This window comes from Thermococcus argininiproducens, from assembly GCF_023746595.1.
Classification (GTDB): Archaea; Methanobacteriota_B; Thermococci; order Thermococcales; family Thermococcaceae; genus Thermococcus_A; species Thermococcus_A argininiproducens.
In genome coordinates, this window is the sequence record NZ_CP080572.1 from 262443 (window position 1) to 279074 (window position 16632).

Below are 16632 nucleotides of genomic sequence, written 5' to 3' on the forward strand. Positions count from 1 at the left end.
CGTTTGGAGGGGTTTCAGGTGATCAGGAAACTTGGGATCAGCATACTCTTACTCTTCCTTTTTTTACCCTTAACTTTAGCCCAGTATACAACAGAAACCTTAGAGCTTACCATTTACGAAGATGGTTATGTTAAAGTTGCTCAAATCATTACTCCTGAGGAATACACGGTAATGGTGGATGTTCCCCTAATGGGAAAAAACATCAAGGGTTTAATGGTTAGAAACGAAAATAATGATCCTCTCCTATATAAATTAAATAATTCCCTCCTATCCATATATTTTGAAAATGCCTCCACCATAATGGTGATTTATTATACTCCTGATCTAACATCTAAAAAGGGAGCTCTTTGGAGTGTTAATTTGACATCTGACGTACCGATAACAATAAACTTCCCAGAAAATGCGGTAATAGTAGGATTAAATACAGTTCCACTTAAAATCAACAAAAACAAACTCACGATGCCCCCAGGAAATATCAGCATTTCATATATAATCGAAAGTGATTTCCCATTAACCGCCTCATACTCAGAAATCCCAAATAGTCCATCCCCTCCTTCATCCCAGCAGGGCACACGATGGTACCTCTACACAATACCTCTCTTCGCGATCTTGGTTCTCGGAGGATATTTGCTATTTAAGAAACGGTCTCCCAAAAGTGCCAAAAAAATTGTGCCTCTTCCATTAACTAGAGAAGAATTCCAAAAGAAAATTGAAGAGATGGATCTCTCAAGAGACGAGATAAGAGTTCTCCTGTACCTCTACGATAGAGGTGGCAAAGCTCCCCAAGCAGAGATCAAAGATGTCCTTAGAATCCCAAAAACAACTGCCTGGCGGATGTTTAAACGACTCGAAGAAAAAGGACTAATTAGGATATACAAAAAGAAAAGAGAGAATTGGGTAGAACTTGTTTTTTAATTTTCTTAACATTTTTTATCTTTTGGGGAAGATTCCTTCCGGGAGGGAGGGTAGTTCACTCTGCAGGTCTTCCAATGGGAAAGATGTATAGCGGGTCTCCTTCAACATCCAGCACTCTCTTAACCTCATCATCGCGAAAAGCTCCAACTGCAACGGTTCCAAGACCTAAAGCTGTTGCCTGTAGGTAAATGTTCTGCCCCATGTGACCGGCATCGATGTGCACATACCTTATTCCCCTCTCACCATACTTGCTCGTGGTTCTCTCATAGTGGGCAACCATCACAATGTTCACCGGAGCGGTGGCAACACACTTCTGCCCGAGGCACGCTTGGACGAGTTCTTTTCTCAAATCTCCCTCCCTTATAAGTTTAAGAACGTGCCTTTTCCCATCATAGTGGTAGAATCCAGGTGTTAAGCCTTCAACGTTGCTGACCACAACATATACCTCGAATGGATACCTTGCTCCAGCACTCGGAGAGGTTCTCTTTCCCCATGCGTTTATCCCATAAGCCGCCCAGAGAATCTGGGAGAGCTCTCCAAGAGTTAGTGATTCTTCCCTGTATCTCCTTATGCTCCTTCTCTTAAATATGGTCTCCTCAACGCTCATCTCACCCTGAGTTTTCGGTTCCGGTAACTTGAGCTCCATACCATCACCCACAAATTAATGAGTGTTTTTTCACATAAGGGTTTGGGATCACTCTAAAGATAACAAATACACTCCAATGAACATCAAAAGGCCAAAAAATGCTTTAATTGCCGTGAAGCTCTCTCCAAGGATTAGAAAAGCAAAGAGAGCGCCAATTAATGAGGAAGTTGAAAAAATTGCCCCTGTTTTCATAGCCCCAATTTCTCTTAAAGCAAATAGAAATAGCACGATGGAAAAGCCTATGCTAAAGGCACCGACCGTTAAAATGTATGGAAGGCTTTGAAACGGAATGTGGATGGGAATTCCAATCAGAGAAGCCAAGATTAATAACGCGCTTCCCCCAAACAGCCCTTTTAGTGAGGTTACCAAAAGCAGATCCCTCTTAACGCTTAACAGTTTGCTCAAATTATTGTCTATCGCCCATGAAAGACCTGCTAAGATTATTAAAATGTTCCCGAGGATGCCTTTGCTTAGCTCTACTTCTCTAAAGTTTTCTGTTGAGATCACAACAGCTCCAATTAAGATTAAGAGAATTCCGATAATGCTTCTTTTTGAGGCTTTTTCGTTAAAGACTAAAAGGGCTATTAAAACAGTAAACAACGTCTCAGTGTTGAGTAAGAGGGATGCATTAACAGCTGTTGTCTTATTCAAGCCAAACATAAATGAAAGAGGGGCTAAGAAGGAGCCAAAAAGTACTATAAAAGTCAATAGCAAGAGGTCTCGCCCTGAGAAGTATTCCTGAGTTTTAACCTTAAATTCAAGCCTTTCGAGGATTTTGTCTTTGAGCGGCGTAAAGCGGAGGAGCATTAAAACTATCCCCGCTGTTAGATAAATGCTTCCCGCTATTATCATCGGATGAACATTTCTAAGGGCGATTTTATTCAGTGTTGAGCCCATTCCAAAGAGCAGAGCCGCTAAAACTGCACTCACATAGCCGTAGTGGTGGGTCATGATGGGGAATACGAAAGGAGGGTTATAAACGTATTTCACACGAAAAAAGAATAGATGGCATTGAATGGCACGCTAATCATCTTGTTGCCTTTCCCAAGCTCAATGACAACATCCATGCCTTTTATGCTTGTGTCCGTGCCCATGGGAGTGCATTTCGTGCTCATGCTTCATTTTCTCTTCCTTAACGTATTTTTCAGGATTTGCCTCAAACTGGGCTTTGCAGTGTGGAGAACAGAAATAATAAACCTTTCCTTCAAATTCCACTTTAAGCTCCGTTTCTTCACTAACTTCCATCCCACAGACTGGATCAATAGGCATTTCAAGCCACCTCCGCTTCATAACCAAACTTTGAAATGGCACTCATTAAATCCTCAACTTTGAGCTTTGACTCGTCGTACTCAACAACAGCTTTCTTCTCTTTCAAGCTGACTTCCGCCTTTGCCCCAATTTTCTCTAAAGCTCTTTTAATTGTCATTACACAGTGCTGGCAACTCATGTTTTTGATATTCAAAACTACTTTCGCCATATCACATCACCAAGGTAACATATAATTGAAAGTTTATTGAACTTATTATTCTCAAAATGGAAAAAACTCTTGGGTAGACTTTAGAAAAGAGGAAAACCATTATACCTCCAATCTTGGAAGCAATTTAAAAAGGGGATAATATTATAGAGAATCAATTATTGCTTTCACTCTCTCCTCCATAGGCTTCATTAATTCACTGATTTCTTTTCCAGCGATTTTCCACGCTACACTCGGTAGAGTAACCCCCAAATAGTTACCATCTTCCCTCCTATACCCAAAGCCTGTACATGGTAAGAGGGCTCCTATGTTGGGATCTATCTTTACCAACTCTGCAACAAGCTCCTTATCACATATGAAAAGTAAGTGATAATCCGCCACGATTCCGTCTTCTCTTTCGACAATTGCCACCGGGATTCTCTCTCCAATGAGTAGGAAACCCTCCTCTTCCAATCTTTTCTTAAAGCGTTCCCATAGGAAGTCAAGATCCTCCTCAAATTTCTTTACATAATAGAACACTTTCACACCTCCAAAAACATTCTCTTCTCGCCTGTCTCTACCATTATACATTTCTTAAAACTATATTCAATATTTTGATCTTCTAAAAATTCTTTAATTTCTTCACTTTCAGCTCCTGGCTGAAACCATAGCTTTTTAAAGCCTGCTTCTACAGCATCCCTTGCTATTTGGAGGCCAATTTTGGGCGGAACTACAAAGACTATAACATCAACATCTTTTGGAAGATCTTTCACAGTTTTATAGCATTTTACATTCTCAATTTCCTCATACTTTGGATTCACTGGTAACACTTCAAAACCTTTTCCAAGAAGATCCCTAAGGATTATATTCCCATACTTAGTGGGATTCGGAGTTGCACCAACCAATGCTATCTTTTTGAACTCTTTCACGTTCATTTCTCTCACCAAACCTGAATAGTGATTCACCCTTTTTATGCCTTGCTGGACAAAAATGAATAAAGAAAAGTCAAGCAGAACTCTTGAGTCTCTCATTTCTCATGCTCGCTACTGGCTCTTTTTCATATGCTCTAAACACTAGATATAAAGCAAGTAGTAGATATCCAAACTGCACAAGGACTCTTCCCCATTCCATACTTGTTGAGTATCCAAAAAGTACAGCAAACACTGACCCTATAACTCCCTTATGAGACCATACACTATCCTTTGGAATTCCAAGGTCATATGCTGTCTCCTCAAAGAAGCCCAATGAGACTCCCTCCTCTTCTGCCCATTCTATGAGTTCGTGAGTTCCATAGCCTGCTAAACCTGCAGCTACAAATACAAGAAGTATTGAACTATAATAGAAGAAAGTCCTAAGGTTTATTCTCATTCCAACACCATAAATCAAGTACGCTAAAGCCAATGCTCCAACAAGGCCACTTATTAAACCTATCAAAGTACTACTAAAATCCTGCGTAGCAAAGGGCGTGAGAAACAGAACAGTCTCTAAACCCTCTCTGAAAACCACTATAAACGTGAAACTAATTAAAGCCAGGGGGCTTATTGCTTTGCTGACTTTATTCTCTATTTCCATCTTAATATTCTTCCCTTTTGTGGCCATCCAATATATCATGCTAGTAAGCACTATAACAGCTAGATAGGAGGCTACCCCTTCAAAAAGTTCTTTTTCTTCTAGGCCCCCATAGATCTTGAGAATTATTGCACCTAGTAGTACACTAGCTAATATTGAAAGACCAGCCCCTATCCAAACATCTTTAACCTGATTTCCCCTCTTGGTTCGTTTAAGATACGCAATAATAATTGCTACTATTATGGCAGCTTCAAGTGCTTCTCTAAATGTTATCAGGAACTGACCTATCATCTATTTCACCTCCACTTTAGGCCAGTCTAAAATATCTCGGCGAGCTTATGAATTTTACCTTTACCAAATTGAAGAGTTTAGACTCAAGTGATAAAACCTCAACAGAGCAATACAAATAGGCCATATATCAGATATATCGGTTTCGAGATAAGAACTTCCAATTAAAGAATTTCAAAGAAGTTCCACAAAAATGTGTGATCCCTAAAACTGTACCCTTCAAAATTCAATAAAAGCCTTATTGAAATTTTCAAAATAAAAAGAAGGTATCAGATTTTGCCTACTAAATCGAGGCTGACCTCCAGTGTTTCCTTACCTGGCTCCCAGCTTGCTGGGCACACCTGCCCGGGGTGCTCCTTGACATACTTGGAAGCTCTCAGCCTTCTGAGTATCTCCCTCGCGCTCCTCCCTATGCTCAAATCGTGCATCTCCATGTGAACCACTTTCCCGTCGGGGTCTATTATGAAAGTAGCCCTCCATGAAACGCCCTCATCCTCTATGTAGGTTCCAAAGAGCCGGCTTATCTTTCCAGCGGGATCAGCGAGCATCAGGTAGCGTATCTTTTTGATGGCCGGAGAAGTGTCGTGCCAAGCCTTGTGGACATAGGCAGTATCGGTAGAAACGCTTAGGATTTCAGCCCCTTCTTTCTTGAACTCCTCGTAATAGTCGGCCAGTTCCTCAAGCTCCGTCGGGCAGACAAATGTGAAATCAGCAGGATAAAAAGCAAGGATAACCCACTTGCCCCTGTAGTCGGAAAACTTTATCTTCCCAATTTCATCTTTCTCTGGAAGGTATGCATCCGCTTCGAAATCCGGAACTATTTCTCCAACCTTCACCATTTCTACATCACCGTCTTTTATTAGGCATGCCTAATTTATATGGGTTTGCCTAACAAAATGAAAAGTTCCGAAATTCAAAACATGTCATTTTGAAGGGCAAATTTAAAATATCGCATGGATAACTTTCTTCGGTGATAGTATGAAGGTTAAGATAATTCTCGGAACAGCAAGGGAGGGGCGAAAGAGCGAAAAGGTTGCGGAATACATAGTTAGGAAAGCGAAAGGGCTGGGCTGGGAGGCCGAGCTCATAGATGTAAGGGACTACCTCCTGGCCTACACCCACCGCTGGAAGCTGACCTCCTCCCTGCCCTGAAGGGCGAGGGCTCCTCTCGGGAGTCATAACCCTCACCCTTCAAGGCCTTCATTGGTTTGCGGGCCCATCACTTACTCGCGTTACCGCTTTCGGTTCAGCCCGCAGGCCCGGTCTTAGGCCCATTACCCCTACCGCAAAGCGGTTCGGGGTTATCGTTTTAGAGGCCACTCCAAGAGTTTTCAACCACCTCAGCGGTGGTATTATAAAGGACGCCTTACGGCGTCTTCCCTCCGAGGGCGGAGGGACACGATGAAACCCTCACTAATGGTTGCCCTTGGAGTGGTCTCTTCGAGACCTTATTACGCTAGTAAGTTTAAAAAAGTTTCGGTAGTTCAAAGGTTCTCCTTGTATAGTTCACTGCATCCCCGTGGGACAGGTTCTCTTCTACAACGTCGACGACCTGTTCGAGGGTAAAGAACTGAAGAACGAGAAGTACAAAGAACGGGTTGAACGGCTTTTCAGAACCCTTGAGAAGTACGCTAGAGCTCTGAAGCCGATAAGGGAGGAGGTAAGGGAGAAGACAGAGGGAGCCTAGCCCCTATTCCCCCTCCCCTCCAGCCCCATGAAGTAAACCGTCGCGGGACAGCCCGAGCATTTCTTGCCGGAGATGTAGCACTCCGTACAGACCTTGCCGCAGGGAGCAACCTTCCCCGTCGGCTCCAGCTTGAAGTCTACAAACTCGGGGTAGGCCGGGGACGAGCCCAGGGAAACGTCCATCTCCTTGACGGACTCCATCGGCCGTATCGTGTTCTCTATGGTCACCTCAAGGGCGGAATAGCTCTCCGCTATGAGCGCCAGGTTAAGGTTGTACTTGCCGGTCGTCGTGGCGACGAAAACAGTTCTTGGACACTTTGCAAAAACGTCCGCCAGCTTCTCCGCCTCGTCCATGCTCTTCACGCGAAGGTTCACCACCGCGGAGACAAAGTTCTTCTTCCTGATGTTCAGCAGTGCCTTGACCCTTACGTCTCCGCGCCTCTCAAGCTTTTCAAGCCTCTCCCTGGCGGAGGGGTGGCTTATTCCGAGCTCCCTCGCTATCTCGGACACCTTCATTCTGCCGCTCTTCCTCAGCAGGAGGTATATCAGCAGATCGCGTTCATCCATAAAAACCACCTTCATTTTGAAGGCTTTTACCTTCAATTTCCTGGGAAATAAATATAACTGTTTCGAAATTTCTAAAAAATTGAGGTGATTTCAATGGAGAGGAACGAGGGAACCCTCGACAGGGCTCTAAGGATAGTTATAGGAATGGCACTGCTCGGAGTTTGGGCGGGCATGGACGTGCCCTACGAGACCATGCTTTTGATAGTCGGACTGGTCTCATTGGTGACGGGACTGACCGGCTTCTGTGCTCTCTATAAGATCCTAGGCATAAGTACCTGCAAAGAGTGTTGAGGTGGGAGAGTGAAGCGCGTAACCAAAGCCCTAATAGTCTCCGGCGAACTGCTCATAACAGCCAGCCTGGGGCTGATGACAACGGGGCTGGCGATGAATGACCCGGCGTCGGCCCTTGGGTCGCTGATGGACTATGAAACGGCCAGAAGAGTCCACACCATAGCTTCATACCTATTCATTCCCCTCTTTTACGTCCACACAGCGGCCGGCATCTACATAGCCCTAGGAAGGTTCGGAAGCCTCAGAAAACCGGAGATGAGAAAGGCCGCAGTCACCGGCTGGACGTTCCTCATCTCGGCCCTCCTTCTAATGGCATTCGCACCCCAGGAGGGTATTCCAAGCGGCTCCGAGGTATCTGCGGCAGTGATTCTCACCCCAGAGGAAGTGGCAAAGCACAACACCGAAACCGACTGCTGGGTGGTGGTCAAGAACAAAGTGTACAACGTCACAGCCCTCATAGACCAGCACCCCGGCGGCAGGGAAGCCATACTGAAATACTGCGGCACAAACGCGACGGATGTTTTCTTCCGCGAGCACAGTCAGAACGATTACGAACTGCTCCAAGCGTACTACATAGGCACCATCGGCGGCGCGCTGCAGAACTCAAGCTCGTAAAACATCAAAAAAAGAGGAGAAAAAAAGGACTGACTTCCCTTTTCATTTTTAGCTCCACTCGGCTGGAAAGACCAGAACTCTCACGTTTCCACGGTTTACTATCCCAGTTGCCCTTATCCCGACGGTGCCGTCCGTGTTAAGGATTTTGAAGGCGATTACCTTTATTTCCTTCCCCGTCTGGGGGTTTCTGCCGGTGATGACCTCAAGGAAAACGCGGTCGAGATAGCTAGGTGCAAGCCTCTTCCCGTTCAATTCCCCATCCTTAGTCTTGAGGCTGGGGTCACTTACCGCCACGAGGGTCTCCCCATTGGAGTTCCTCATGACGTAAACCTTGACTACAGAGCTGTAGTTCTCAAGCCCCGCCCACGCAACCGGGATGTACGGACCGTTCCCGAAGTCGGTGACGTTGATCACCTCCGGTTCAGAGACCTCTCCAAAGGCTTCGCCTCCGAAGGTCTTTCCAAAGATACTCCTGAGGAGTGGGCTGAAGGTGCAAGAGCAGGTACTTCCCACATCAGTCTCTATGGAAGCTTTTAATTCGTTCCTTACGATCCCGGCGTTTGCGAGCCCTGAGCGAAGATCACCAATTGTCGTGAAGCCTCTCCTGATGTCCGTCTTTTCTATCCCGATTCTCGCGTTTACGTTCACGAGCTGCTCGGCCAGCTGCTTCAGGTCAGCCTTCATCACGAGAACCGTCACCGTGTATTCGCCGGGCATTACATAGGCATCCTCAAAGGGAACGGGCTCGGTAACGTCGGTGCCGATCGGCTCGAAGATAAACGGCGCTATCTCCGGTGAGGGGCATATCAGTGGATCTTCCGGCTCCTCTGGAATCGTGTTCATGGTGTTGGTGTCTAGGGGAAGGGGCCTGTAGCAAAAGCCGTCATCGTCAGGGATGCCGAGAATGGTCGTGTTGACGGGCGGTATCATGTAAAAGCCGTTCTCGTCGGGTTTAACCCATGCGATGGTCTTTCCCGTTTCGAGGTCGACGAGCCTTATAGCCGGAGGCGTGGAGTTTCCAAAGGCTTTGAGCCATCTTCCGTTCTCTGCTCCGAGCCTAAAAGCCGCCTGGCCAGCTCCGATGGTTCTTCCACCTTCCCGAATGCTCCGGAGCGTGCTTCCCGTGCCGAAGTGGTATATCTCAAGGCTCTCGACCCGGTAGCCTTTAACCGCCCCCATCTTCTCAACCATCTCAGCCCTTCCAAGCTCTGAAACCTCGCTTTCGGAGGCGTAGAAGAAGGAACCCCTCACGTTGTAGAACGCCTCTATGGGTTCGCCGGTGGTCGCGTTCTCCCAGTAGGCTCTCTCAACGGCACCAATTCCTGCGAGGGTGCGCAAGTTGAGGAGCTGATAGTATTTGAACTTGGCGGCATCCTGGAGAATCAAAACCCTAACCGACGGATCTCTCTCGGCCTTTGCCATTTCGAGCAGCTTCTTTGATTGGGCCTCCCAGCTATCAATCTCCGGACTATCAAGTTCAAAGCTCACCTTCATGAGCTTTTCCTTCGCGTCCGTTATCTCCTTGTCGTATGTGTCAATCAGAGAGGTGAGTTTTTCCTCCTCGGCCTCCCATTCGTTCGGGGCAGTCTGCGTTGGCTCGGTAGTATTGCTCCTGGTTACCGTTTTGGTGACGTTTCCCTGGTCGATACAGCCCGAAATAAATGCCCCAACCATTACAATTCCCAAAAGCAGAGCAAGGCCTGCTATCGTTTTTCCTTTCATGTTAAACACACCTTTTAGTCACGAAACACTAAAAATCAAGAAGAACGTCAAGTGACTTATACTGGAAGTTAGATGAGTGCCTTATTAACGGTTATGCTTGCAAAGTGAAAAAAATTAAGCGAAAAAGGCTTCACCCCCTGATGGCTGTGAGAACCGTAAATCCCATTATCAGGGCTATCTCGTAGGTCTCTATCAGTGCCACCGACGGCCAGTTGATGAAAGTCCCCAGCACCGCCAGCGCAAAGAGAAGCCCTGAACCGTAGCGAACAGCCCTATCCTTTGAACCCGTCCCGTAGATGAGCATTCCAAGGAAGAACTGCACGAAGAAGTAGGTCGAGACAAAGCCGTGGGGCCGCGTCCCGGCATGAAAAACACCGATGAGCGCAAGGAAGATGGCGGAGATGCTTATGTAAGCCCCTCCAACGGTTCTAAGCTTGTTTTCCGCGGAGAGCATCAAGTACACCGAAAACGCAAGCATGAACACAGCAGTTATCACGAGCCCGTAGTTGTATATGCCCGGAGCCCGCGCCATCTCTGGCGAGCCAAGGTCGCTCAGGGCGTTGCTCCAGAAGGAAAACCATGGGTTTCGGCTTATGCTCCATGCGACAAAGAGCCAATAGACTACAACGCCGGCTATTCCGGAGTACTTGAGACACCTCATCATGAGGGGACTTAAACTTCGGAGAAAATAAATGTTCCGCTCTGGATCTGACCTCCTCCCAGCTAAGGGCTAGGCTTGGAAAAGAGAAAACGTCAATCAAAAGAAAGGGAAGTCAGAGAAGCGCCTTCATGGCCTCGTAGCCCAACTCAAAGGCCTTGATGTTTGCCTCAACGGCCCTCTCCGGCACGCTGGCCTTAACCGCTTCGAGCATGGTCTCTTTGTCTATTGGGAACCCGGGAAGGGCGCTGAGGGCACCGACGAGGACAACGTTCTGGGCTAAGGCAGTGCCGGCCTCTTCGGCGAGCTTGAGGGCGTCTATCTCGTAGAGTTTTGCCCCCGAGTCCCTTATCTTGCCGATTATCTCGTCGTAGGTGACGTACTCCTTAATCCTCCCCTTCACAAAGCCCTCTGTCTCGTAGGGGTGGTGGATAATGCGCATGTTGGTTATGACCGTCCCTCCTGGTTTGAGGAAGTAGAGATACCTCAGGGCCTCCATGGGTTCAAGGGCCAAAATCACATCCGCCTCGCCGTAGGGTATGAGCGGTGAAAGACCTCTGCCTATGCGCTGGTGGACTATCACTGAACCGCTCCTCTGGGACAGGCCATGAAGCTCGCCGCTGACGACGTGAATTCCCTTCCTCGCGCAGGCTTCCCCCACTATGTTGGACATCAACACTATGCCCTGTCCCCCGACACCGCAGTAGATGATGTTCATTTCCGCCCCCTCCCGAGCATAATCTTCTCCAGCTCACGGTAGTCCTCGATAGTCACGTACGGTTTATCCTCGCCGCCGTACAGGGTGGCCGTCGAGTGGATCGCGTTGTGCGGACACAGCTGAGCGCAGACGCCACAGCCGACGCAGACCTCTGGGAGTATCTTGGCCTTCTTGTCTACCTCGTCTATGACTATCGCCGGGCAACCGAACTCGCGGATGCAGTTGTAGGCCCTCTCACAGGCGTCTTTGTCCACGAAGTAGGGGACTATCTTTCCTCCGGCACGACGGTATTCACGGAAGTGGTAGAGGGCACACTCCCCACGAGATATTATCACGGAGAGGCCGTCGTACTTAAGGGCCTCCCTGAACTTGCCGATGTTCTTTCTCGCCTGGAAGGAGTCAACGACGACTATCTTCTCTATGCCCAAGCCCCTCAGAACGGCCTCTATGTCGAGCCTCTTTTCATAGGGGTTCACCTTTTTCGGACTGCCAGGGTGTGCCTGCTGGCCGGTCATTGCCGTTACCGCGTTGTCGAGGATTATTAGTGTCATCTTAGAGTTGTTTCTGATCGCGTTGACTATGCCCGGAAGTGCCGCGTGGAAGAACGTCGAATCGCCGACAACGGCGACGACCCTTTCCTCGGCCGAATGCTGGACGCCGTGAGCTATGCCGAGGGAAGCCCCCATGGCCAGGAGGGAGTCCGTCCAGCCGATATGCTCCAGAGCCAGCATGGAGTAGCAGCCGATGTCGTTGGCTAGGTAGTAGTTCTCTATCCTACCCATTGCTCTCCGGAGCGCCCAGAAGGTGGCCCTGTGTGGACAGCCGGCGCAGAAGGTGGGCATCCTCGGCGGGGCGAACTTGGCGAGCTCCCACATCTTCTTAAAGTGCCCCTCGTAATCGAATGGGAGCTCCTTCCCAAGCACTTCTGCCAGAACCCTTATGACCACCGGCACGTTGTACTCCAGCATCTCAAGGAAGTGACCACTTTTCTTACCGATGATCTCAAGCTCCGGGTTCCTGTCCTTGGCTATCTTCCTCACAAAGCCCTCGATGTAGGGAAACAGCTCTTCAACCACAATAACCTTATCAAGCCCCTCTATGAAGTCGCCGATGAGCTTCTCCGGTATAGGATTCAGGACACCGAGCTTGAGGAAGTAGGCTTCTCCATCGAGCTTCCCAAGGCTCTCAAGGACGTAGAAGTACGGAACGCCGGAGGTTATGATGCCGACTCCCTTCGCTTCTTCTGGCTTCGCCTTCCTGAGCTCCTCTCCATCGAAGAACTCGACGCGGTTTAGGGCCAAGAGCTCGGGGTCTTCCTTCATTTTTTCAATCTTCTCCAAAAGCTGGGCCTTGAACTTTCTGGCGAGGGAACCCACGGTCGCGTAGCCCCTCCTGTTCTCCTTCCAAGAAACCCTCTCGAAGGGCTTCCTCTCAAGCTTCCCGACCTTCACCAGGGCGCTCTGGTGATTCACCCTCGTCGTGGTTCGGACGAGTACAACGCTTCCGTACCTCTCACTTATCTCGAAGGCTTTCTTGACGAGATCGTAGGCCTCCTGCGGACTTGCCGGCTCAAGCATGGGCAGATAAGCTGTGTAGCCGAACCACCTGCCGTCCTGCTCCGACTGGGAGGAGTGCGCGTAGGGGTCGTCCGCTATGACCACCACCAGGCCGGCTTTCACGCCGGTGTACGCGAGGGAGTAGAGCGTATCGGAGGCAACGTTTCCGCCGACACTCTTCATCGAGGTGAAGCCCCTCAGACCGACGAAAGCCGCTCCTGCGACGGTCTCCAGGGCGACCTTTTCGTTCGCGGCGATCTCGACCACGATGTCGTCGCGGTAGCGGGAAACCCTGTCAAACGTGTCCAGAATCTCCGTCTGGGGGGAGCCGGGGTAGAAGGCTGTCACCTTGACATCGGCTTCCAGAGCGGCCCTGACAATCGCTTCATTCGTCAGCATGTACCCCGTATGGGGTTCTTCCTTTAGAACCTCTTTTAGAGACATAGGAACACCATATGGTTTTGGAAGCGAACCTATATAGCCTTTTTCTGAACAAAGAATGGCAGTATTAAACAATCTTGAGATAAAAATTAAAATACCAAAATACTCAAAGCACCCCTTCAATGAGCTCCACTACGTTGCTTCTCGCCTTACCTTTGAGCCTCTCAAGATGGCCACTCAACGCCTCCCCTATACCATGTACAAATAGATCTAATGCCTCCTCTCCATTCAAGCCTCTAGATCGTAGATAAAACAGCGCATCCTCATCAAACTGATGGATAGCTGAAGAATGCGAAGCTTCATCAATCTCTCCGGTATCTACCTCAAGCATTGGGACACTTACCCCAAGAGAACCTTCATCCATGACAGTTATGGTGGAAATAACCCTACTGGAAGAGTTTTTAGCACTCTCAAAGACTTTCGCAGTTCCCCTATGTACAAGCCAACCTTCTTTATAAGAAAACCCATGAACTCTAGTTTCACTCTCAGTTCCTTCCCCATGCTGAAGAACATTAGTAAGATAATCCACGGCAGAGTTTATCGCTATCGGCATTCCGCGTAGGATAAGTTCGCTACCCCTTCCTTCTAGTGAATAGTCTTCTCTATGATGACTCATTTTTCCGCCACTAATAACAGTAAAAGCTCTGACTTTAGCATTAATACCGAGACTCGCCCTTAGCAGATAGTGAGAAATACTTTTATGCTTCCCTACAGTGAGTATCTCAAGTTCGCTGTCTCTGGTCTTTAACTCAACTACAAAAGACTTAGTACCCTTTTCAGCCAGATCATAAATAATTATGGGTACTTTGATATTATCCGCTTCTATGCTAAGGTGATGACTTACAAAAGCTCTTTCCGAAAGATGGGAAACTATTATGAGCGGTTTTATTAGATCTCTAGTTATCTTCAAGCGATATGACTTTTTTAAAGCATAGAAGTGAAAACCTAGTATTCGCGACTCCTCTGGATGTGAAAGCCCTAATTTTCCTTCAGCAAGTTCAACACCTTCCGGTAAGTTGAAGAAGGCCTCACTTCCAGAAAGCAACACATGAGGATTTACCATGACGCTTCCAGCTTTTGCTTCAGTTGGAAGCTTTAAGGGAGAGTTCTCCTCAAAGAGTTCCCACTTAGTATAGCTTCTTATTGTTGGACTATCCCCGTATTTCTGGTACTCAAGGTTTTCGAGACTTATGCGTTCATTAGGAAATTCCTTAGCGACCATCACCCAACACCTCCTACTTCACCGAATTCAAGCTCTATGACTTTCTTTAGAACCTCCACGTATTCAAAGGGTAATCCTTCAAGTATTTCACTGATGAAACCAAGAACTATGAGGCTCTTCGCTTCTTCCTCTTTTATGCCCCTTGCATTTAAGTAGAAAAGTTTGTCCTCACTAAGTTTTCCGGTAGTTGCCTCGTGAATTATGCTGGCTGTTGGCTCATCATTCTGGTTGTGCGGATATGTATAAGCCTTGCTCTCCTCATCCAATATTAGTGAGTCACATGAGACAGTTGCTGTTGAGTTTTTTGCTCCCTTAACTATCCTTACAAGGCCTCTATAGGTGTTTATACCCCCATTAGCACTTATACTCTTGGAGACTATCTTTGAACTGGTATTCTTACCTACATGAAAGGTTTTTGCACCAGTATCTTTCATGAATGGTCCATTGCTAAGTGAGACAACATACTGAGCAGTTCTCGAATAATCACCCTTGAGAACGCTGGAAGGATACGTATATGTTATCATGCTGCCAATACTCCCTTCAATCCACTCTACGTAAGCATTCTCCTCAATTATCGCTCTCTTATTATTGAAGTTTATGACATTACGGCTCCAGTTTTGTATGGTGGTGAATTTGACTGTGGCGTTTTTATGAGCATAAATCTCAACCATCCCATCGTGAAATGAGAAGCCCTTATACATCGGTGCAGAACATCCTTCGATAAAGTGAACATAACTTCCCTCATCTGCAACGACGAGAGTATGTTCAAACTGTCCCTCTAAAGCCGAGCCTATGACGAAGAATGCCTCAATAGGAAATGGAACACGAACTCCCTTGGGAATATAAACAAAGGCCCCTCCACTCCAGAGAGCGTGATGCAACGCAGAGAATTTGTGCTCTCTTGCAGGAAATACCTTACCAAAATAACGTTTCACTACATCTGGATATTTTCTAACAGCCTCCTCCATAGGAAGCATGACTATTCCTTTCTTTTCAAATTCGTCTTTAAGCTGAGAATAAACACTCTCACTGTCAAAAACTGCCGTTAAACCAGAGAGAAACTTTTTCTCTATCTCAGGAATATTTAACCTCTCGAAGGTTTCCCTTATGTTTTCCGGCAAATCTTCCCAATCTCTAACTTCCTTCTCAAGTTCGGGTTTCGTGTACAGGACAAGGTTCTCAAGATCAAGCTCTTCAATGCCTACAACCCACTTTGGCATGGGCAATTTTTCAAAGAGTTCTAATGCTCTAAGTCTATGTCTGAACATCCATTCTGGCTCATTTTTTATTTTTGAAAGCTCTTCAATAATACTTCTACTTATTTTCCCTTTGAGCTCAATTTCTTTAGGGTAAGGTACTGCAGTTCCAAGAATTTCCTCTAACGAACCAGCTTTTAGAATTTCTTCAAGCCTTGATCGTTCAGTCATAATGCTTCCACCGCCGCAAAACCCTTCTCCTCGATGGTCTTAACCAGTTCAATACCTCCAGATGCAACTATTTTTCCATCTTTGATCACGTGTACTCTGTGGGGCTTTAAATGCTCCAAAATCCTACCATAATGTGTTATAAGTAAAATTGCAGTTCCTTCTTCGTGAAGCTTATTTATAATCCTCGCAATAACCTTAAGAGAATCAACATCAACTCCACTATCTGGCTCATCAAGAATAAGAAGTTTTGGTCTCACAAGATAAGCTTGTAGCATCTCCAACTTTTTCCTTTCTCCACCAGAAAATCCAACATTTAAGAAGCGCGTGAGCATCGAATCGTCCAAACCAAGTTCCTGAACTGCAGCAAAAATAATTTCATAAGCTTGGATTTCATCAAGGTTTTTGAGGTTCTTCAATACCCTCTGCAAGAATTGAATAACTTTCACTCCCTCTACTTCAACAGGATGCTGAAAACTCAAGAAAATTCCTCTTCTAACTCTTTCTTCAGGAGGCAAGTTAGTTATATCCTCTCCATCAAAAATAATTTTCCCATTTATCACCTGATACTTAGGATGACCAGCTATTGTTAAGGCTAGTGTTGATTTCCCGCTCCCATTAGGACCCATCACAACATGAAGCTCTCCATCATCAACGGTGAGATTAATACCTTTGAGAATTTCCTTGTCCTCCACTTTTACCTTTAGATTTTCAGCTTTTAACATGACCATCACCGTCCATTATCGGTACATTTTTGTGTAAGAGAAAGTACTTTTAAAAGTTTTCTACTCAAAAATGAGCAATAACAAAAAAGACAAGAGGATCTTAAAACTTTGCTCAGAAACAAAAATTAGAAGTAAA

The 16632-nt window shown here is 46.7% G+C and carries 21 protein-coding genes; 5 read left to right on the forward strand and 16 right to left on the reverse strand.

Annotated elements, in window-relative coordinates; all coding sequences use genetic code 11:
- Nucleotides 1-18: 18 nt before the first annotated feature.
- Nucleotides 19-915, forward strand: a complete 897-nt coding sequence (locus K1720_RS01345) for a helix-turn-helix transcriptional regulator (protein ID WP_251949442.1) — start codon at nucleotides 19-21, stop codon at nucleotides 913-915.
- A 55-nt stretch (nucleotides 916-970) separates the two neighbouring features.
- Here K1720_RS01345 and K1720_RS01350 read toward each other — a convergent pair whose 3' ends face one another.
- From K1720_RS01350 to K1720_RS01385, 8 genes are all read right to left on the reverse strand, one after another.
- Nucleotides 971-1561, reverse strand: a complete 591-nt coding sequence (locus K1720_RS01350; RefSeq protein WP_251949443.1) for a SagB/ThcOx family dehydrogenase — start codon at nucleotides 1559-1561, stop codon at nucleotides 971-973.
- 48 nt (nucleotides 1562-1609) lie between these two features.
- A complete protein-coding gene (locus tag K1720_RS01355) occupies nucleotides 1610-2512 on the reverse strand; it encodes a DMT family transporter (protein WP_251949444.1) in 903 nt (300 codons plus the stop codon).
- Between the two features lie 99 nt (nucleotides 2513-2611).
- Nucleotides 2612-2830 carry a YHS domain-containing protein gene (locus K1720_RS01360; protein ID WP_251949445.1) on the reverse strand — a complete coding sequence of 73 codons (219 nt, stop codon included), beginning with the start codon at nucleotides 2828-2830 and terminating at the stop codon, nucleotides 2612-2614.
- 1 nt (nucleotide 2831) lies between these two features.
- Nucleotides 2832-3038, reverse strand: coding sequence for a heavy-metal-associated domain-containing protein (locus K1720_RS01365; RefSeq protein WP_251949446.1), 207 nt, complete (start codon nucleotides 3036-3038; stop codon nucleotides 2832-2834).
- Between the two features lie 141 nt (nucleotides 3039-3179).
- Nucleotides 3180-3554 (reverse strand): DUF302 domain-containing protein, encoded by a 375-nt coding sequence (locus K1720_RS01370; RefSeq protein ID WP_251949447.1) that lies wholly within the window; start codon nucleotides 3552-3554, stop codon nucleotides 3180-3182.
- Between the two features lie 2 nt (nucleotides 3555-3556).
- Nucleotides 3557-3949: a CoA-binding protein gene (locus K1720_RS01375; RefSeq protein ID WP_251950441.1), complete on the reverse strand. Its 393-nt coding sequence runs from the start codon at nucleotides 3947-3949 to the stop codon at nucleotides 3557-3559.
- Nucleotides 3950-4019: 70 nt separating this feature from the next.
- The gene (locus tag K1720_RS01380; RefSeq protein ID WP_251949448.1) at nucleotides 4020-4874 is read right to left on the reverse strand and encodes an FTR1 family iron permease; all 855 of its coding nucleotides are present in this window, start codon (nucleotides 4872-4874) and stop codon (nucleotides 4020-4022) included.
- A 266-nt stretch (nucleotides 4875-5140) separates the two neighbouring features.
- Entirely contained in the window at nucleotides 5141-5710 is a 570-nt protein-coding gene (locus K1720_RS01385) for a peroxiredoxin (protein WP_251949449.1), read from the reverse strand.
- A gap of 139 nt (nucleotides 5711-5849) precedes the next feature.
- Between K1720_RS01385 and K1720_RS01390 the strand changes: the two genes are divergently transcribed.
- Together K1720_RS01390 and K1720_RS01395 are read left to right on the forward strand one after the other, a co-directional pair.
- The gene (locus K1720_RS01390) at nucleotides 5850-6023 is read left to right on the forward strand and encodes an NADPH-dependent FMN reductase (protein WP_251949450.1); all 174 of its coding nucleotides are present in this window, start codon (nucleotides 5850-5852) and stop codon (nucleotides 6021-6023) included.
- A 367-nt stretch (nucleotides 6024-6390) separates the two neighbouring features.
- Nucleotides 6391-6558 carry a hypothetical protein gene (locus K1720_RS01395; RefSeq protein WP_251949451.1) on the forward strand — a complete coding sequence of 56 codons (168 nt, stop codon included), beginning with the start codon at nucleotides 6391-6393 and terminating at the stop codon, nucleotides 6556-6558.
- Here K1720_RS01395 and K1720_RS01400 read toward each other — a convergent pair.
- Nucleotides 6555-7124, reverse strand: a complete 570-nt coding sequence (locus K1720_RS01400; protein WP_251949452.1) for an Lrp/AsnC family transcriptional regulator — start codon at nucleotides 7122-7124, stop codon at nucleotides 6555-6557. The genes K1720_RS01395 and K1720_RS01400 overlap by 4 nt on opposite strands.
- A 93-nt stretch (nucleotides 7125-7217) precedes the next feature.
- Here K1720_RS01400 and K1720_RS01405 point away from each other — a divergent pair, with 93 nt between their 5' ends.
- Both K1720_RS01405 and K1720_RS01410 read left to right on the forward strand, forming a co-directional pair.
- Nucleotides 7218-7415, forward strand: a complete 198-nt coding sequence (locus K1720_RS01405) for a YgaP family membrane protein (RefSeq protein WP_251949453.1) — start codon at nucleotides 7218-7220, stop codon at nucleotides 7413-7415.
- Between the two features lie 9 nt (nucleotides 7416-7424).
- A complete protein-coding gene (locus K1720_RS01410; RefSeq protein ID WP_251949454.1) occupies nucleotides 7425-8030 on the forward strand; it encodes a cytochrome b5-like heme/steroid binding domain-containing protein in 606 nt (201 codons plus the stop codon).
- A gap of 48 nt (nucleotides 8031-8078) precedes the next feature.
- On the opposite strand, the gene K1720_RS01415 is transcribed toward K1720_RS01410, so the two are convergent.
- The 7 genes from K1720_RS01415 to sufC form a co-directional block, all read right to left on the reverse strand.
- A complete protein-coding gene (locus K1720_RS01415; protein ID WP_251949455.1) occupies nucleotides 8079-9752 on the reverse strand; it encodes a hypothetical protein in 1674 nt (557 codons plus the stop codon).
- Nucleotides 9753-9882: 130 nt separating this feature from the next.
- Nucleotides 9883-10416 (reverse strand): DUF998 domain-containing protein, encoded by a 534-nt coding sequence (locus K1720_RS01420; protein ID WP_251949456.1) that lies wholly within the window; start codon nucleotides 10414-10416, stop codon nucleotides 9883-9885.
- Between the two features lie 109 nt (nucleotides 10417-10525).
- On the reverse strand, nucleotides 10526-11128 hold the full coding sequence (iorB, locus tag K1720_RS01425; RefSeq protein WP_251949457.1) for an indolepyruvate ferredoxin oxidoreductase subunit beta: 603 nt from the start codon (nucleotides 11126-11128) through the stop codon (nucleotides 10526-10528).
- A complete protein-coding gene (locus tag K1720_RS01430; protein ID WP_251949458.1) occupies nucleotides 11125-13128 on the reverse strand; it encodes a thiamine pyrophosphate-dependent enzyme in 2004 nt (667 codons plus the stop codon). Before K1720_RS01430 ends, iorB begins: the two co-directional genes overlap by 4 nt.
- A gap of 103 nt (nucleotides 13129-13231) precedes the next feature.
- Nucleotides 13232-14347 carry a SufD family Fe-S cluster assembly protein gene (locus tag K1720_RS01435; protein ID WP_251949459.1) on the reverse strand — a complete coding sequence of 372 codons (1116 nt, stop codon included), beginning with the start codon at nucleotides 14345-14347 and terminating at the stop codon, nucleotides 13232-13234.
- Nucleotides 14347-15774: a Fe-S cluster assembly protein SufB gene (sufB, locus tag K1720_RS01440; protein WP_251949460.1), complete on the reverse strand. Its 1428-nt coding sequence runs from the start codon at nucleotides 15772-15774 to the stop codon at nucleotides 14347-14349. Before sufB ends, K1720_RS01435 begins: the two co-directional genes overlap by 1 nt.
- Complete coding sequence (gene sufC / locus K1720_RS01445) at nucleotides 15771-16496, reverse strand: Fe-S cluster assembly ATPase SufC (protein ID WP_251949461.1); 726 nt, start codon at nucleotides 16494-16496, stop codon at nucleotides 15771-15773. Before sufC ends, sufB begins: the two co-directional genes overlap by 4 nt.
- Nucleotides 16497-16632 lie beyond the last annotated feature (136 nt).

Coding starts and splice junctions, on each gene's coding strand:
- K1720_RS01350 (WP_251949443.1), bottom strand. CDS start 1,561: ATGGAGCTCAAGTTACCGGAACCGAAAACTCAGGGTGAGATGAGCGTT.
- K1720_RS01355 (WP_251949444.1), bottom strand. CDS start 2,512: ATGACCCACCACTACGGCTATGTGAGTGCAGTTTTAGCGGCTCTGCTC.
- K1720_RS01360 (WP_251949445.1), bottom strand. CDS start 2,830: ATGCCTATTGATCCAGTCTGTGGGATGGAAGTTAGTGAAGAAACGGAG.
- K1720_RS01365 (WP_251949446.1), bottom strand. CDS start 3,038: ATGGCGAAAGTAGTTTTGAATATCAAAAACATGAGTTGCCAGCACTGT.
- K1720_RS01375 (WP_251950441.1), bottom strand. CDS start 3,949: ATGAACGTGAAAGAGTTCAAAAAGATAGCATTGGTTGGTGCAACTCCG.
- K1720_RS01380 (WP_251949448.1), bottom strand. CDS start 4,874: ATGATAGGTCAGTTCCTGATAACATTTAGAGAAGCACTTGAAGCTGCC.
- K1720_RS01385 (WP_251949449.1), bottom strand. CDS start 5,710: ATGGTGAAGGTTGGAGAAATAGTTCCGGATTTCGAAGCGGATGCATAC.
- K1720_RS01390 (WP_251949450.1), top strand. CDS start 5,850: ATGAAGGTTAAGATAATTCTCGGAACAGCAAGGGAGGGGCGAAAGAGC.
- K1720_RS01400 (WP_251949452.1), bottom strand. CDS start 7,124: ATGGATGAACGCGATCTGCTGATATACCTCCTGCTGAGGAAGAGCGGC.
- K1720_RS01405 (WP_251949453.1), top strand. CDS start 7,218: ATGGAGAGGAACGAGGGAACCCTCGACAGGGCTCTAAGGATAGTTATA.
- K1720_RS01415 (WP_251949455.1), bottom strand. CDS start 9,752: ATGAAAGGAAAAACGATAGCAGGCCTTGCTCTGCTTTTGGGAATTGTA.
- K1720_RS01420 (WP_251949456.1), bottom strand. CDS start 10,416: ATGATGAGGTGTCTCAAGTACTCCGGAATAGCCGGCGTTGTAGTCTAT.
- iorB (WP_251949457.1), bottom strand. CDS start 11,128: ATGAACATCATCTACTGCGGTGTCGGGGGACAGGGCATAGTGTTGATG.
- K1720_RS01430 (WP_251949458.1), bottom strand. CDS start 13,128: ATGTCTCTAAAAGAGGTTCTAAAGGAAGAACCCCATACGGGGTACATG.
- K1720_RS01435 (WP_251949459.1), bottom strand. CDS start 14,347: ATGGTCGCTAAGGAATTTCCTAATGAACGCATAAGTCTCGAAAACCTT.
- sufB (WP_251949460.1), bottom strand. CDS start 15,774: ATGACTGAACGATCAAGGCTTGAAGAAATTCTAAAAGCTGGTTCGTTA.
- sufC (WP_251949461.1), bottom strand. CDS start 16,496: ATGTTAAAAGCTGAAAATCTAAAGGTAAAAGTGGAGGACAAGGAAATT.